The sequence below is a fragment of the Duganella sp. P38 genome, assembly GCF_050859475.1.
Classification (GTDB): Bacteria; Pseudomonadota; Gammaproteobacteria; order Burkholderiales; family Burkholderiaceae_D; genus Rugamonas.
The window spans coordinates 1,815,191-1,829,204 of sequence record NZ_CP193936.1; the positions used below are offsets into that span (position 1 = coordinate 1,815,191).

At 66.8% G+C, this 14,014-nt stretch carries 15 protein-coding genes and 1 pseudogene; 8 read left to right on the plus strand and 8 right to left on the minus strand.

The features are described 5' to 3' along the window. Nucleotides 1–25 precede the first annotated feature (25 nt). The 7 genes and pseudogenes from ACRQ5J_RS08240 to ACRQ5J_RS08270 form a co-directional block, all read right to left on the minus strand. Nucleotides 26–1,333 carry a tetratricopeptide repeat protein gene (locus tag ACRQ5J_RS08240; protein WP_432382493.1) on the minus strand — a complete coding sequence of 436 codons (1,308 nt, stop codon included), beginning with the start codon at nt 1,331–1,333 and terminating at the stop codon, nt 26–28. A gap of 72 nt (nt 1,334–1,405) precedes the next feature. Next, nucleotides 1,406–2,671 (minus strand): MFS transporter, encoded by a 1,266-nt coding sequence (locus tag ACRQ5J_RS08245; RefSeq protein WP_432382495.1) that lies wholly within the window; start codon nt 2,669–2,671, stop codon nt 1,406–1,408. 84 nt (nt 2,672–2,755) lie between these two features. Continuing rightward, on the minus strand, nt 2,756–4,255 hold the full coding sequence (gene nagZ, locus ACRQ5J_RS08250) for a beta-N-acetylhexosaminidase (protein WP_432382497.1): 1,500 nt from the start codon (nt 4,253–4,255) through the stop codon (nt 2,756–2,758). A gap of 1 nt (nt 4,256) precedes the next feature. Then, on the minus strand, nt 4,257–5,270 hold the full coding sequence (locus tag ACRQ5J_RS08255) for an SIS domain-containing protein (RefSeq protein ID WP_432383611.1): 1,014 nt from the start codon (nt 5,268–5,270) through the stop codon (nt 4,257–4,259). A 5-nt stretch (nt 5,271–5,275) separates the two neighbouring features. Further along, nucleotides 5,276–6,372: pseudogene (gene nagA, locus ACRQ5J_RS08260) on the minus strand (N-acetylglucosamine-6-phosphate deacetylase). A gap of 13 nt (nt 6,373–6,385) precedes the next feature. Continuing rightward, on the minus strand, nt 6,386–7,261 hold the full coding sequence (locus ACRQ5J_RS08265; RefSeq protein WP_432382499.1) for a BadF/BadG/BcrA/BcrD ATPase family protein: 876 nt from the start codon (nt 7,259–7,261) through the stop codon (nt 6,386–6,388). Between the two features lie 299 nt (nt 7,262–7,560). After that, nucleotides 7,561–8,640 carry a GIN domain-containing protein gene (locus tag ACRQ5J_RS08270; protein ID WP_432382501.1) on the minus strand — a complete coding sequence of 360 codons (1,080 nt, stop codon included), beginning with the start codon at nt 8,638–8,640 and terminating at the stop codon, nt 7,561–7,563. A gap of 244 nt (nt 8,641–8,884) precedes the next feature. Between ACRQ5J_RS08270 and ACRQ5J_RS08275 the strand changes: the two genes are divergently transcribed. The 3 genes from ACRQ5J_RS08275 to ACRQ5J_RS08285 are packed head-to-tail and all read left to right on the plus strand — an operon-like array spanning nt 8,885 to nt 11,416. Further along, on the plus strand, nt 8,885–9,070 hold the full coding sequence (locus ACRQ5J_RS08275) for a hypothetical protein (RefSeq protein ID WP_218303964.1): 186 nt from the start codon (nt 8,885–8,887) through the stop codon (nt 9,068–9,070). Then, a complete protein-coding gene (locus ACRQ5J_RS08280) occupies nt 9,052–9,582 on the plus strand; it encodes a hypothetical protein (RefSeq protein ID WP_432382502.1) in 531 nt (176 codons plus the stop codon). Before ACRQ5J_RS08275 ends, ACRQ5J_RS08280 begins: the two co-directional genes overlap by 19 nt. A 25-nt stretch (nt 9,583–9,607) precedes the next feature. Next, complete coding sequence (locus ACRQ5J_RS08285) at nt 9,608–11,416, plus strand: AAA family ATPase (RefSeq protein ID WP_432382504.1); 1,809 nt, start codon at nt 9,608–9,610, stop codon at nt 11,414–11,416. On the opposite strand, the gene ACRQ5J_RS08290 is transcribed toward ACRQ5J_RS08285, so the two are convergent. After that, nucleotides 11,417–11,764 carry a GFA family protein gene (locus ACRQ5J_RS08290; protein WP_432382506.1) on the minus strand — a complete coding sequence of 116 codons (348 nt, stop codon included), beginning with the start codon at nt 11,762–11,764 and terminating at the stop codon, nt 11,417–11,419. 64 nt (nt 11,765–11,828) lie between these two features. Here ACRQ5J_RS08290 and ACRQ5J_RS08295 point away from each other — a divergent pair, with 64 nt between their 5' ends. The 5 genes from ACRQ5J_RS08295 (at nt 11,829) to ACRQ5J_RS08315 (ending at nt 14,014) form a co-directional block, all read left to right on the plus strand. After that, nucleotides 11,829–12,527: a general secretion pathway protein GspB gene (locus tag ACRQ5J_RS08295; RefSeq protein ID WP_432382508.1), complete on the plus strand. Its 699-nt coding sequence runs from the start codon at nt 11,829–11,831 to the stop codon at nt 12,525–12,527. A gap of 68 nt (nt 12,528–12,595) precedes the next feature. Then, nucleotides 12,596–12,781, plus strand: a complete 186-nt coding sequence (locus tag ACRQ5J_RS08300; RefSeq protein ID WP_432382510.1) for a hypothetical protein — start codon at nt 12,596–12,598, stop codon at nt 12,779–12,781. A gap of 46 nt (nt 12,782–12,827) precedes the next feature. After that, complete coding sequence (gene mobB / locus ACRQ5J_RS08305) at nt 12,828–13,364, plus strand: molybdopterin-guanine dinucleotide biosynthesis protein B (RefSeq protein WP_432382511.1); 537 nt, start codon at nt 12,828–12,830, stop codon at nt 13,362–13,364. Nucleotides 13,365–13,420: 56 nt separating this feature from the next. Next, nucleotides 13,421–13,612 carry a YjfB family protein gene (locus ACRQ5J_RS08310; RefSeq protein ID WP_432382513.1) on the plus strand — a complete coding sequence of 64 codons (192 nt, stop codon included), beginning with the start codon at nt 13,421–13,423 and terminating at the stop codon, nt 13,610–13,612. Nucleotides 13,613–13,762: 150 nt separating this feature from the next. Further along, a complete protein-coding gene (locus tag ACRQ5J_RS08315; RefSeq protein WP_432382516.1) occupies nt 13,763–14,014 on the plus strand; it encodes a BufA1 family periplasmic bufferin-type metallophore in 252 nt (83 codons plus the stop codon).

The following is a 14,014-nucleotide window of genomic DNA, read 5'->3' on the forward strand; positions in this document are numbered from 1 at the left end:
CGGGAATGACGGTGGGGGGAAGGTCTTACTTCTGTTCGGCCGGTGCGATTTTTGGCGCGTTCTGGTAGTTGATCCAGTAGCGGGCCAGGTCGGCGCGCGGGTCGTTGCCGCTGGCCAGTGGGGTCAGCACGGCGATCGACTCATCCTTCTTGCCCGAGATGGCCAGCGCATAGCCCAGGCGCAGCTTGGCGTCGTCAGGGTTTTTCGATACGCCCTTGGCGATACCTTGCTTCATCAGGTCGATGCCCTTGTCGTTCTGGCCCAGGGTCACGTAGTTGTAGCCCAGGTTGACCAGGCCGACGCCGTCTTTCGACTTCTGCGCGGCAGGGATGCCGGCGTCGATGTTTTTCGCATCGTCCGCAGCGCCCTTGTTGGCGGTGGCGCGGATTTTTTCGATCTGCGCCTTGTATTGACCGGCAGGGATGGCGCCTGGGTAGGCCTTGTCCAGCGCGATCTTCGCTTCGGTGAAGAAGCCGCCCAGCGATGCCAGCTCGGCCTGTTCGACGTAGTCCTCAGGCTCCATGCGGCCCGGCACGGTGACGGCCTTCAGGCGCACCAGGTCCAGGTCCAGGCGGTTGTTGTAGGTCTTCTTGCCACGGGTGCGGCTCAGCAGGTCGTTCCAGTAATCTTCGGTCGGGTAGTAGCGGGTCAGCTCTTCCACGGCTTGCAGATAGGTGTCGGCTTCCTTGTTCTTGGCGCCGACGTTGGCCAGCACCAGCAGCGTGTCTTTCGGCGGCGCGGTGTTGGCGGCCTTGGCGGCGGCGATGTCCTTCTGCGCTTCGGTCTTGGCGGTGGCGAAGTCGTTTTTCAGGAAGTAGGCGCGCAGCGCGTATGGACGGAACTTGGCTTTGTCGCCGGTCTCGTTGCCATAACGGTCGAACCATTCGATCGCTTTGTCGAAGTCTTTCAGGTTGCTGTAATAGATGTTGGCGGTGGCTTCGATGAAGCGCGCTTTTTCTTCAGGCTTCAGCTGGCCGGAATCGATGATCGCCGCCAGCGCCTTGACGCTGGCTTCATTGTTTTCCTGTGCCTGGGCCAGTTGCAGGCGCATGCGGTTCAGGATGAAGGCTTCGTAAGGCGTGACGTTCGGCAGCGCGGCTGCCTGGTCGATGCGGCTCTGGAATTCGGTGTAGTTCTTGGCGTCGATCAGCGGCTTGGTTTGCGCCGGGTCGATCAGTTTGTACATCTCTGGACGAACGGTGTTCGCTGGCTGTTCAGGCGCCTTCTTTTCTTCCGCGGCGTGGACTGGGGCCAGGCCCATGATGGCCGGTGCGGCGTTCAGGCCAATGGCGGCCAGGAGCAGGCTGATACGAGCAAGACGTTTATGGGACATGGTTATCCTTCAATCAAACAAATAGGGATGTTAACCCGCGTATTGTTACACAAAACCGGGCGATCGCCGAATTCAACGGTGCTGTGGCCGGGCGGTCATCGGAATCAGCTGCGACAGCACCGCCACCGGGACGGCGCAGACCATCACCCAGATGAAGAAGTGTTGATATCCGAGCGCGATCTGGATGTCGCCGCTGAATAGCTTGAACAGCACGAAGCCGAGCTGCATGATGCCGGTGGCGAAGGCGTAGTGCGCGGTCTGGTATTTGCCCGGCGCGACCACCTGCATCATGTACAGGATCAAGCCGACGAAGCCGAAGCCATAGCCGAACATCTCCACACTGAGCGCCGCGCCGATGATGCTCAACTGCGTCGGCTGGAAGTAGGACAGCAGGTAGAAGGCGGCGTTGGGCAAGTTGACCGCGAGGATCAGCCACAGGATGGCGCGCTTGAGGCTCAGCCACGAGGTGAAGTAGCCGCCGGCGATGGAGCCGACCAGGAAGGCCACGGTGCCGACCGTGCCATACACGGCGCCCACTTCGGCGGTGGTGAGTCCAAGGCCGCCGAGGTGGCGCGCCTCGCGCAGGAACAGCGGACCGATCGACTGCACCTGCGCCTCGCCGGCGCGGAACAGGATGATGAAGACGATCGAAACCCAGATGCCCGGCTTGCGGAAAAATTCGACGATCACCTCGCGCAGCGTGCGGGCGATGGCGGCGGCGTTGTTGTCGGCGCTGACCGCGTTCTTTGCCAGCGGCAGCGCCCAGCCGTTGTACAGGCCCAGTGCCACCATCATGGCGCCGAGGATGCAGAAGCAGATGGTCCATGCCGGCACCACGCCCAGCGTTTTTTCAAAGTGGCCGGCCAGCAGCAGCAGGGCGCCGGTGGTGAAGAACTTGGCGGCGTTGAAGAAGGTCCCGGTCCAGCCGGCGTATTTGGCCTGTTCTTTTTCATCGAGGCTGGTGATGTACAGGCCATCGCAGGCGATGTCGTGGGTGGCGGCGGAGATGCCGACCAGCGCCAGCATCGCCATGCAGGCGGCGAACCAGAACGGCGCGTGCAGCGCCAGCGCCACGCCGCCCAGGCACAAGCCGCCGAACACCTGAAAGAAGGTGACCACCAGTTTTTTGCTGCTGGCCAGTTCGAGGAAGGGGCTCCACAATGGTTTGAATACCCAGGCGAAGCCGATCAAGCCGGTCCAGTGATTCAGTTCGTCATTGGGCACGCCCATGCTCTTCAACATCTGGTTGGCGACGATGGCTACCGCGAAGAAGGGCAGGCCCTGCGCGAGGTAGAGGCTGGGGACCCAGAACTTCGGATTGCGTACTTGCTCTTTCATGCAGCGTATCTCCGCCAGCACGTCATTCCCGCGCAGGCGGGAATCCATGCCGAGTATGGGCTCCCGCCTGCGCGGGAGCGACGGTTATTGTTCGAAGCCGGGGACCGGTGCGTTGCCGGTGGCTTGCAGTTCGCCCGACAGCCAGGCGTTGACGGCGTCCAGCGCCGGCCTGGCGAAGCCGTAGGTCAGCAGCGCCGGCGCCTGGATGTCCAGCGCCTGATACGGATTCCACAGCGCCAGATGCAGGTCCGGACGCCAGGTGGCCCGCGCGTGCTCGCCATAGCGCAAACGCGAAGTGGATGCCAGCATGGTGTAGCGGCCGTCCTGCGGCAGCGTGTTCCAGTCAGAGGTGCCGGCGTCGGCAAAGGTCACCAGATCGACGTCATACAGCTTGCGCAGCGACTCGGCCACCACGGCGGCCGGCACGCCGGCTTCCGAAACGCCGTCGCTGACCACGTCCTGGCGCGCCACCAGCCGCACCTTGGCGCCGGCCGCTGGGCGCTGGGGCGCGCTGCCGCCAGCGCTGTAGGCGGTGAGCGCGCGGCGCCAGCCCTCGGCCATGATCTCGCGGTCGGTCGCGTCCTCATCGTAGGCGCGCGGCTGGCATGGATAGGCGCGCGCCAGCGACGCCAGGCGCGCCAGGCGCGTGTCGATGTCAGCCTGCGACAGTTCGCCCGAAGCGATGGCGGCGGCGATGGCGTCCAGCGTTTCGTTCTGCGTTTCGGTGGTGCCGAGCGCCATCACCATGTCGGCGCCGGCGGTCAGCGCGCGCACGGCGGCGTTGCCGACGCCATAGCGTCCGGCGATGGCGTGCATGTCCATGCCGTCGGTGATGATGATGCCCTTGTATTGCCACTCGTCGCGCAGCAGGTCGTTGAGGATGCGGCGCGACATGGTGGCCGGGTTGTCGGCGTCCAGCGTCGGGTAGACGATGTGCGCGGTCATCATGGCCGGCGCGGCAGCGGAAGCGATGCGGAACGGCGCCAGTTCCAGCCGGTTCAGTTCTTCGACCGGCTTGTCCACGGTCGGCAGGTCGCGGTGCGAGTCGACATTGGTGTCGCCGTGGCCGGGGAAGTGCTTGACGCAGCAGGCCACGCCTTGCGCGTGGCTGCCGGCCATCCACGCCATCGCCAGTTCGGCGGCGCGCCGCGGCTCGGCGCCGAAGGAGCGCTCGGCGATGACCGGATTGTGCGGGTTGTTGTTCAGGTCCAGCACCGGCGCGAAGTTCCAGTTGAAGCCCAGCGACTTGACCGCGCGCGCGACGGCGGCGCCGGTGCGCCAGGCCAGGTCGGTGTCGTCGGCCGCGCCCAGGCCCATGGCCGCTGGCGGCGCCGGCACCCAGGTCGAACGCACCACGGCGCCGCCCTCCTGGTCGATGGCGATCAGCGCTTCCTCGCCCATGACGGCGCGCAGGTCGGCGGTCAGCCTGGCCAGTTGATCGGAGTCGGTCATATTGCCGCGGAAAAGGCAGACCGCGCGGATGCCGTTCTCCTTCAGGAACTGCGCGGTGGCCGCGTCCAGCACCGTGCCCGGAAAGCGGATCATGATCAGCTGCCCGGCGATTTTTCTCAGCTTGTTTTGCATATCAGTTGGTCTTGGTGACTTTGCTCAGGTGGCGCGGCTGGTCCGGGTCCATGCCGCGCGCGGCGGACAGTTCGGCCGCCATCTTGTAGAAGGCCTGGATGGCGACGATCGGATCGAGATCCGGCGTGGCGGCAACCGGCAAGGTCAGGTCGCGTTCCGCCACGTCGGCCGGCGCGGCCAGCAGCACACGCGCGCCACGGCCGCGCATCTCGTTCGCCAGCGCCAGCAGGCTCGCTTGCGTCGGGCCGCGCGTGGCGAAGATCACCAGCGGGTAGCCCTCGTCGATCAGCGCCATCGGGCCGTGCTTGATTTCCGCGCCGCTGAAGGCTTCCGCCTGCAGCGCCGAGGTTTCCTTGAATTTCAGCGAGGCTTCCAGTGCGACCGGGAAGCTGATGCCGCGCCCGACCACCATGATGTTGCGCGCCGGCGTAAGCACCTCGACGGCCTTCGACCAGTCCTCGGTGGTGGCGGCGCGCAGCGATTCCGGCAGCGCTTCCAGCCCGGCCAGCAGTTCCGGGTCGTTCTGCCACGCGGCCACCAGGCGCGCGCTGGCCACCAGGCTGGTGATGAAGCTCTTGGTGGCGGCCACGCTTTGCTCCTTGCCGGCGCGCAGCGGCATCGCGTATTCGGCGGCCTTGGCCAGCGGCGAGTCGATGTCGTTGACCAGCGCGATGGCGGTGGCGCCGCCATCGCGGAAGTATCTGATCGGCTCCACCACGTCCGGGCTTTGGCCGGACTGCGAGATCGAAATGGCCAGCGTGTCGCGCGTGATCAGCGGCGATTTGTTCAGCGTCACCAGCGACATCGGCAGCGACGCCACCACCCGTCCCAGGCGCGCCATGATCAGGTAGGCGGCGTAGGCGCAGGCGTGGTCCGAGCTGCCGCGCGCGATGGTCAGCGCGGTGGAGAACGGCGTGCTCCTCAACTTGCGGCCCAGTTCCGCGTACTGCTCGCCGTCGTTGGCCAGTTGCAGGGCGACGCAGTCGGCGGCGGACAGGGCTTCTTTCAACATCATTGAGGTCACAGCGGTTCTCCTTCGATATAGACGGCTTTGAGGTTCAGGTCACGGTCGAGCACCACGAAGTCGGCGAACGCGCCGGGGGCCAGGCGGCCCCGCTCGGAGAGGCCGAGATAGTCGGCCGCATAAGTGGAGACGCGCGCCGAGGCATCGGCCAGATCGAGGCCGAGTCCGACCAGGTTGCGCAGCGCCTGATCCATGGTGAGGGTGCTGCCGGCCAGCGTGCCGTCGGGCAGGCGCACGCCGCCCATGCATTTCATGACCTTGTGCCGGCCCAGCATGTACTCGCCGTCCGGCATGCCGGTGGCGGAGGTGGAGTCGGTGACGCAGTAGAGGTTGGGGATGCAGCGCAGCGCGGTGCGGATGGCGCCCGGGTGCACGTGCAGCAGGTCCGGTATCAGCTCGGCGTAGCTGGCGTGGGCCAGCGCGGCGCCGACCATGCCGGGTTCGCGATGGTGCAGGCCGGGCATGGCGTTGAACAGGTGGGTGAAGCTGCGTGCGCCTTGCCTGAGCGCGGCCACGCCATCCTCGTAGCTGCCCAGCGTATGGCCGATCTGCACGCGCATGCCGGCGTCGGCCAGTTCCTTGACCAGCGCCTGGTGGCCGGCGATTTCCGGCGCCACGGTGATGACGCGCAGCGGCGCCAGTTGTTCCAGCTTCTCGACATCGGCCAGCGTGGCCGAGCGGGCGTAGGGCGGCTGCGCCCCAGCTTGCCGGAGTTGATGAACGGCCCTTCGAGGTGGGCGCCCAGCACCCGCGCCTCGCCCTTGCCGCGCGCGGCGGCGGCCTTGCCGATGCCTTGCAGCGCCAGATCGATGTCTTCCGGCGGCGCGGTCATGGTGGTGGCCAGCATGCTGGTGGTGCCGTGGCGCGCGTGGACGGCGGCGATGGTGTGGACGGCGTCGCCGCCTTCCATCACGTCGCGGCCGCCGCCGCCGTGCACGTGCAAATCGATAAAGCCAGGCAGGATATACCGCGCTGCGTTGAGCGCGGGATCGGCGCTGGCGCCGCTGATGGCGGTGATGCGGTCGTTGAAAGTGAGTTCACCGTGGACCCAGCCGGAAGGGGTCAGGATATTACCTTGGATTGCATCGCTCATCTGCGCGACTCCGCTACGAATTCGTGTGTTGTTGGATCAGGCGCAGGGCGCCGGCGGCCGAGTCGCCGCGCGGGCTGGCGAGGCGCGGCAGCAGCGACGCCGGCAGGTAAGGGCGCAGCGGCGCGGCCAGGCCGCCGCACAGGGCGATCGGCAGGGTGCCGCCGGCGTCGAGCGCATCGGCCATCAGCAGCACCTGGCGGCCCGCTTCGAGCAGGATGGCGCGTGCCGTGTCGTCGCTGTCGCCGTGGCGCAGGACGATGCGCGCCAGCTGCGCGAAGGCGGTCTGGTTGGCGTGGCCGAGCCAGCGCTGCACGGCGTCGCGGTCGCCCGCCTCGCCGCAAGCGCGGGCGATGTCGGCGGCGAAGGCGCCGGCCGGCACGCGGCCGTCGAGCGCTTGCTGCACGTGGTTGATGGCGCGCAGGCCCATCCAGGCGCCGCCGGCCTCGTCGCCGGAAGGGAAGCCCCAGCCGCCGACTTCGACGTGGCGGCCGTCGGCCAGCTTGATTTCGCCGACGCTGCCGGTGCCCAGCGCGATGATGGCGCCGGGCTGGCCGCCGTGGGCGCCGAGCACGGTGGTGTGGCCATCGCTTTCCAGCGCCACGCGGGCGTAGCCGGGATTGGCGGCGACGAATTCGGCCGCCCATTGTCGGTTGTGGACGCCGGCCAGGCCGAGGCCGATGGCGACGGCGGCTTTGTCGGGGAAGTCGAGGCCGGCGTTGCGGAAGGCCTGGGCGGCTGCCGCGTCGACGGCGGCCCAGGCGTTGGCGATACCGTGGAGCAAGGCGGACGGGCCGCCGGCGCCTTGCGCGATTTCGCTGCCGTCGGCGCGCGCCAGGCGCACCCTGGTGCCGCTGCCGCCGCCGTCAACGCCGATGAAAAAGTCGATCATGTTTACCTGGAGAAAGCTCTGGCCGGGATGGCCCGCGATGAAGGGCACTATAGGGTTGGCCAACCAGCTTGTCAACAGGTATTTAACTGGTATTAAAAAATATTGAAGTGGACTATCCCTAATCAAATCGAATCGCCGCGCAAGTCATTGTTTCTGCTAAATAAAATGCATTTTCCAGCTTGCCGCTGCCAAGTGTCATTTGCATGCCACTTTTGTCCGGGGTCAGGTCTGACATTCGCACACGGGCTCAACTGCGTAGCAGTTGAGCCCGTGTGCGAATGTCAGACCTGACCCCGGTTTTAGCGGTGGTAGGTGACGAGATGGGTACGCTTGCTGTCGGCCTGGTCGGCCAGCGCTACCACGGCGTTGCCGCTGCCGCGCACCGTGACGTCGGTCTGGCGCGTGCATAGCTCGCGCGCGTCGAGGTCGCCCGAGCCGCTGACTTGCGCGCTTAGCACGGCGGCGTTGCCGGCCAGCGTCATGTTGCCGGGGCCGCTGAGGCGGGCGCGCACGCTTTGCGCGTCCAGCCCGCGCACCGTCAGGTCGCCCGAACCATGCACTTCGGCGTCGAGCTTTTTGATGTGGCCAGCCAGGCAGGCGCCGCCCGAACCGCGCAGTACGGCGCTGGCAGCGTCGGTGCTCAGCGCGCAGGCGTCGAGGTCGCCCGAGCCGCGCACCTCGGCCCGCACTTCCCTGGCCGTGCCGCGCAGCGCCACCGAGCCGGCGCCGTGCAGCGAGGCGCTGACGCGGCCGGCGCGCAGGTCGCCGATGTCGAGGTCGCCCGAGCCGCTGACCACCAGGTTCAGGTCTTGCGTGACGTTGCCGGCGTCGAGGTCGCCCGAGCCGTGCATCTGCACATTCAGGCCGCCCGCCTGCAGGCCGCGCAGGTCGAGGTCGCCGCTGCCGTTGGCCGTGACGCTTAGTTCGCCGACCTTGCCGCTGGCGCGCAGGTCGCCCGAGCCGTCCGACACCACCGTCAGCGCCCGCCCCTGGTAGCGTTGCAGCTCGACGTCGCCGCTGCCGGCGTTGCGCAGGCTTTTGAGGTTGGCGGCGCTGATGCGCAGCGTCATTTCCTGCGCGCTGTGCTTGCCCCAGCCGAGGTTGATGGTCCAGCCTTGTTGCTGCTGGCGCGGCGCGCGCACCGTCAGCGTGTCGTTGGCTACCGAGGTTTCGATCTCGGCCAGCCGCTGGCGCGGGCCGCGCAGTTCGATGGTGTTGCCGGCGTCCGGCGTGATGATGACGGTGAACGGGCCCATCAGGTTGATGGCGCTGAACGCCGGCACGGTGCGCGTCTCGCTGCCGCTGTCGGCGGCGTGGACGGCGGTGCCGGTCAGTAGTACGCTGCCAGCGAGCGCGGCGCGGAGGATCGTCTGCTTCATGTTGGTCTCGGTATGGGAAGTGGCGAAAACTGGACGATATGGCATTGCCGCGCCGCCGTCGCGGGCTTTCGGACGGACGCGCCAAAGCGTGGGATCAACTGCAAAAAACCGGGGCTGAGCCGCGCTTGGGCCGCGCCGTTGCGCCGCCGTCGTTGTTTGTGTGGCCGCGCCGCGGCCGTGGTGTCATAATGCATGCATCAAGTTGCAGCAGCGATCGGCGCGCGCAGGTTGAACGGGAGGGCACATGATCAAGTACTTGGGTTCCAAGAGCACCAGCGATGGTGGTGTGCTGTATGTGTTTTTGATTAACGGCTTGCAGAAGGAAATCAAGGAGCATGCCTTGAAACAGTATCCGGGCTGCTATGAGGCATTGCCGCCGACGGCCAAGGCGCGCATCAGCGCCAACCGCGCGTGGCTGTCCAAGACGTGATGCGGGCGCGACGATGCTGGACCGGCGTCGTGCTGGCGCTCGCCTGTGGCGCGGCCGCCGCGCAGTCGGCGCCGACGCATTTCGGCACCGTGGTCGGCAATGGTCTGCTGTGCCGCGACCATACCGACAATATCTTTTTCTACAATTATTTCGTCAAGCATTTCGGCAACTGGTATAAGCACGAGGGCGGGGCGTACTGGTTCCGCACGGCCGGCGCCTCGCTGTGGGGCACCGAGATTTCCGAGGTGATGGTCAGCGACGATACCAGCACCTTTATCTTTGTCGGCGCGGTGGCCGAGGCGACGCCGGAGGACCTGGAGAAGGCCATCATCCGTCAGGTCGGCACCCATTACACCGTGATCGATACCTCGGCCTATCCGGTGCGCGAGGCCAAGCCGGCCAGCCGCATCGTGTATTTCGACACCAAGGCGAAGATTTATTGCGCCAAGTACAAGCCGCTGCCGCCGGTGCAGCCGCCGCCCGTGCGCCAGCAGCCACAACGGCTAAAATAGGCGACCGCGCACTCTCTGGGCTTTCATGTACACGCAATTTTTTCATCTGAAGCAATCGCCGTTTTCCATCGCGCCTGATCCCCGCTACCTGTTCATGAGCGAGCGCCATCGCGAGGCGCTGGCGCACCTGCTGTACGGCGTCGGTTCCGGCGGCGGCTTTGTGCTGCTGACCGGCGAGATCGGCGCCGGCAAGACCACCGTGTGCCGCTGCTTCATGGAGCAGATTCCCGACAACTGCAAGCTGGCGTATATCTTCAATCCCAAGCTGTCGGTGGAGGAGTTGCTGCTGTCCATTTGCGACGAGTTCGGCATTGAGCTGGCGCCGGCCGGCGCCGGGGCGGTCAGCGTCAAGGCGTATGTCGATGTGATCAATGCGTATCTGCTGGCCAGCCATGCGCAGGGGCGCAACAATGTGCTGATTATCGACGAGGCGCAGAATCTGTCGGCCGAGGTGCTGGAGCAGTTGCGCCTGCTGACCAATCTGGAAACCAGCGAGCGCAAGCTGTTGCAGATTATCCTGATCGGCCAGCCGGAGCTGCGCGCGATGCTGGCGCGGCCGGAGCTGGAGCAACTGGCGCAGCGGGTGATCGCGCGCTATCACCTGGGCTCGCTGTCGGAGGCGGAGACGGCGACCTATATCGAGCACCGGCTGGCGGTGGCCGGGGCGACGGCCATCGCGCCGTTTCCGCGCAAGCTGATGGGGCTGGTGCATGGCTTGACCAAGGGCGTGCCGCGCCGCATCAATCTGTTGTGCGACCGGGCGTTGCTGGGGGCGTATGTGGAGAATTTGCCGCAGGTGACGCGCAAGATTATCAAGCGTGCGGCCAGCGAGGTGTTTGCCGGGCAGCAGGCGGCGCCCGGGCGTGGCGCCTGGGCTGGCGGCGTGGACGCGGGCGCTGCTGCGCGCTGGCCGCTGGTGGCGGCGGGCGTGCTGGGCGGCGTGGTGGTCAGCGCGCTGGCATGGCAGTTGGCGTCGCGCGACGTGCGGCCGGTGGCCGACGCGCTGGCGCCGGCCGGCATTGTCGGCACGGCTGCTAATGCGTCCGCGGACGGCGGCCAGGTCAGACTGGCGCCAGGCGCGGCCCCGGGCGGAGCGCCCGGCGGTATTGCCGCCGGCGCGGCACTCCCCGGCGGGCCATTCGGCGATGTTGTAGGCGGCGCAGCGGTTTCCGCCGCAGCGCGCGGCGGTGTTGCAGGCGGCACGGCGGTTTCCGGCGGAGCGCTCGGCAATGGCGGCGGCGGCGGGGCGGCGCTGCCGCGCCCGGGCGGCGATGCGGCGGCGGCGCTGCGCCAGCTGGCCGGCCTGTGGGGGCTGAAACTGACCGATGGCGAGCCGTGCCAGACGGCCGCGCGCGCCAATCTGCGCTGCCTACCGGTGAAAGGGGGCATCGAGGAGTTGCGCCTGCTCGACCGTCCCGCCATGCTGAAACTGCACGACGATCCCGCCGCGCCCAATTACGTGCTGCTGACCGCGCTGACCGACGACCACGCCACCATCGTGGCCGCCGGCGGCCAGCCGCAGACCGTCAGCCTGGCGGCGCTGGCAAGCCGCTACGACGGCGAGTTCACCACGTTCTGGCGCGCGCCGCGCGCGTGGCGCGACGAGGTGCGTGTTGGCGACCAGGGCGCGGATGTGGACTGGCTGGCCAAACGCCTGTCGCAGCTCTACGACCTGCCCAAGCCGCGCGAGAACCAGCCGCTGGACGCCGCCTTGCGCAAGCGGCTGGTCGAGTTCCAGGGCGCGCAAAACCTGAAGGCCGACGGCGTGGCCGGGCCGAAGACCTTCATCCGCCTGTATCAGCTAGGCGGCGTGCAGGAGCCGCGCCTGCGCTGATTAGCTGGCGCGGCCGTCGTAGTGGTGCACCGGGATGGCGTCGAGCTCGATGTTGTCCAGGCAGCGCAGGTTGATGGCGGCGGTGGCGTCGCCGTTGGGCGCCGTGCCTTCGGCGTACGGGTGGATGCCGCAGTGGGGGCAGAAACGGTGGCGGATGTGGTGCTTGTTGAACAGGTAGGTGCTGGCGTTGCTGTCGGGCGTGAGCAGCGTCATGGCGCTGCGCGGGATGAACCACAGCAACGATCCCTTGCGCTGGCACATCGAGCAGTTGCAGGCGAGGGCGCCGTCGATGTCGCCCTCCGCCTCGAATCGGATTTGGCCGCAATGGCAGCTGCCGGTGTATTTCATGGGTTGTCTCCGTCGCGTTGTCGCTGACGTGTAAGATAACGCGATATCGGATTCATTTAAAGCTATGTCTTATATTTTGGAAGCCTTGAAGAAGGCGCAGGCAGAACGTCAACTGGGCAACGCGCCCACCATCCACGCGCCGGGCTTGCAGTCGGCCGAGCAACGGCCGGCGGCGCGCTTCAGCCTGCCGATGCTGGCAGCTGTGCTGGGCATGGCGGCAGTGATCGGCGTGCTGCTGGTGCTGGTGTGGCGGCCGTTCAGCCCATCCGCGCCGGATGCGGCGACGCCAGCGGCCACCGCGCCAGCCGCCTCGCCGGCGTCCGCGACAACTGCCGCAACACTGGCCGCCGCGCCCGCAGCGCCGATTCCGCTGCCGGCGCCGGTGGCGGACCTGCCGCCGTCGGTGGCCAATCTGGCGCGTGCGACGGCTGCGGCGCCGGCTGCGACCACGGCACAAGCTATGCCACTGTCCAGCGCACCGGCACCCGCCGCCGCCGCCGCCGCCGCCGCCAAACCAGCCGTCGCGGCCGAGGAGCCGGTGGTCAATCTGCGCGAACTGCCGGAGCCGATCCAGCGCGCCATCCCGCCGGTCACCGTGGGCGGCTATATCTACTCGAAGAACGCCGCCGACCGCCTGTTGCTGGTCGATAAGGTGTTGCGCCGCGAAGGCGAGGAGGTCGCCCCCGGCCTGCTGCTGGAAAAGCTGCACCCGAAAGAGGCCGTCTTCAATTTCAAAGGCTACCGCTACCGCGTTCCGTATTGAACGGTAACTCGCCTGTCACAAAGTCATGATATTTTTCTATCATTGTGAACTCAGCAAGGAAAAATATCATGAAACAGATGAAGTATCTGCCGTTCCTGATCGCCGCCGCTTCCTATATGCCGCGCGTGCATGCTGCCGAGCTGGCCCCGTCCGGCGAGCTGGACACATGGAGCCTGCTGCTGGTGTGCCTCGGCCTGATCGTGCTGGCCGCCGCCGGCCGCCGCCGCGCCGCCGCCATCAAGCTGGAGGACTGAGCGGGGCGTATAATGCCTGCCATCAATAAGTTGTAAGGGGCAGGCGATGCAACAAGACAGTCCGCGCCAGGTGCTGGGCGTGATCGGCACGTCCGGCAGCGGCAAAACCACGCTGCTGGAACATTTGCTGGCGCAGTTGGCCGCGCAGGGCCTGAAGGTCAATGTCATCAAGCACAGTCACCACGATTTGCAGTTCGAGCCGCCGCACAAGGACAGCGCCCGGCTGCGCGCGGCCGGCGCCGCCGAGGTGATGGTCGGGTCGCCGTTCCGCTACGCCATCATCCACGAGCTGCGCGGCGCGCCCGAGCCGACGCTTGACGAGCAGCTGGCGCGCATGGCGCCAGCCGACCTGACGCTGCTGGAGGGATTCAAGACCTATCCGATCGATAAGCTGGAAGTGTACCGCGTCGAGGCCGGCCGCGATCCGCTGTATCCGCACGACCAGCGGGTGGTGGCGGTGGCGGCCGACCATCCGCGCCCGGAGGGCCTGCGCGCCAGCGTGGCCTGGCTTGATATTAATCAGCCGCAGCAAGTTCTTGCCTGGTTGCTCACGCATCTGAAAAAAACTTCAGCGCCGGGCTAAAGTTGGCCCGGCGCAGGCCGTCAAACATCGGTGATAGCCCTTATTGGAGGTACACCATGGACGTGACGAGCATTGCCCAAACCGCGACTTCGATTGCCGATACCGGCACCAAGCAGGCCGTTGGCATCGCTGTGTTGAAGAAGGCGCAGGATATCGCGGCGTCCAGCGCCAGTGCGCTGATCGAGTCGATCCCGCCGGTGCCGAACCTGCCGCCGCATCTGGGCAACAATATCAACACCAAGGCCTGACCGGGCCCTCGCGGCCGCCGCCGCGACCTTCTCGCGCGCCGCCCGGCGCGTGGCGCGTTCGCGCATTTTCCCCACCACTCAGACGACAGGTGCGTACCGGCAAGATTGCTGGTACGCTGCGGGTGCTTTCAACTTTTTGGAGACCTCACCATGAATAAACGTCATGCCCTGATCGCCGCCGCGCTGGCGACCGTATGCGCGACGCAAGCCGGCGTCGCTGCCGCCGCCGACGACAAGGAAAAGTGCTACGGCGTGGCCAAGACGGGCCAGAACGATTGCGCCACCGCCGCCCATTCCTGCGCCGGCCAGGCCAAGACCGATAACGCGGCCGACGAATGGAAGTATGTTGCCAAGGGCACTTGCGAGAAGACCGGCGGCAAGACCACGCCGCCCGCCAAGTAA

Bases quoted from the DNA above. Each gene is read 5' to 3' on its own strand.
- ACRQ5J_RS08275 (WP_218303964.1), top strand. From the start codon at position 8,885: ATGATCAAGTACTTGGGTTCCAAGAGCACCAGCGATGGTGGTGTGCTG.
- mobB (WP_432382511.1), top strand. From the start codon at position 12,828: ATGCAACAAGACAGTCCGCGCCAGGTGCTGGGCGTGATCGGCACGTCC.
- ACRQ5J_RS08290 (WP_432382506.1), bottom strand. From the start codon at position 11,764: ATGAAATACACCGGCAGCTGCCATTGCGGCCAAATCCGATTCGAGGCG.
- nagZ (WP_432382497.1), bottom strand. From the start codon at position 4,255: ATGCAAAACAAGCTGAGAAAAATCGCCGGGCAGCTGATCATGATCCGC.
- ACRQ5J_RS08265 (WP_432382499.1), bottom strand. From the start codon at position 7,261: ATGATCGACTTTTTCATCGGCGTTGACGGCGGCGGCAGCGGCACCAGG.
- ACRQ5J_RS08315 (WP_432382516.1), top strand. From the start codon at position 13,763: ATGAATAAACGTCATGCCCTGATCGCCGCCGCGCTGGCGACCGTATGC.
- ACRQ5J_RS08285 (WP_432382504.1), top strand. From the start codon at position 9,608: ATGTACACGCAATTTTTTCATCTGAAGCAATCGCCGTTTTCCATCGCG.
- ACRQ5J_RS08310 (WP_432382513.1), top strand. From the start codon at position 13,421: ATGGACGTGACGAGCATTGCCCAAACCGCGACTTCGATTGCCGATACC.
- ACRQ5J_RS08270 (WP_432382501.1), bottom strand. From the start codon at position 8,640: ATGAAGCAGACGATCCTCCGCGCCGCGCTCGCTGGCAGCGTACTACTG.
- ACRQ5J_RS08255 (WP_432383611.1), bottom strand. From the start codon at position 5,270: ATGATGTTGAAAGAAGCCCTGTCCGCCGCCGACTGCGTCGCCCTGCAA.
- ACRQ5J_RS08240 (WP_432382493.1), bottom strand. From the start codon at position 1,333: ATGTCCCATAAACGTCTTGCTCGTATCAGCCTGCTCCTGGCCGCCATT.
- ACRQ5J_RS08295 (WP_432382508.1), top strand. From the start codon at position 11,829: ATGTCTTATATTTTGGAAGCCTTGAAGAAGGCGCAGGCAGAACGTCAA.
- ACRQ5J_RS08300 (WP_432382510.1), top strand. From the start codon at position 12,596: ATGAAACAGATGAAGTATCTGCCGTTCCTGATCGCCGCCGCTTCCTAT.
- ACRQ5J_RS08245 (WP_432382495.1), bottom strand. From the start codon at position 2,671: ATGAAAGAGCAAGTACGCAATCCGAAGTTCTGGGTCCCCAGCCTCTAC.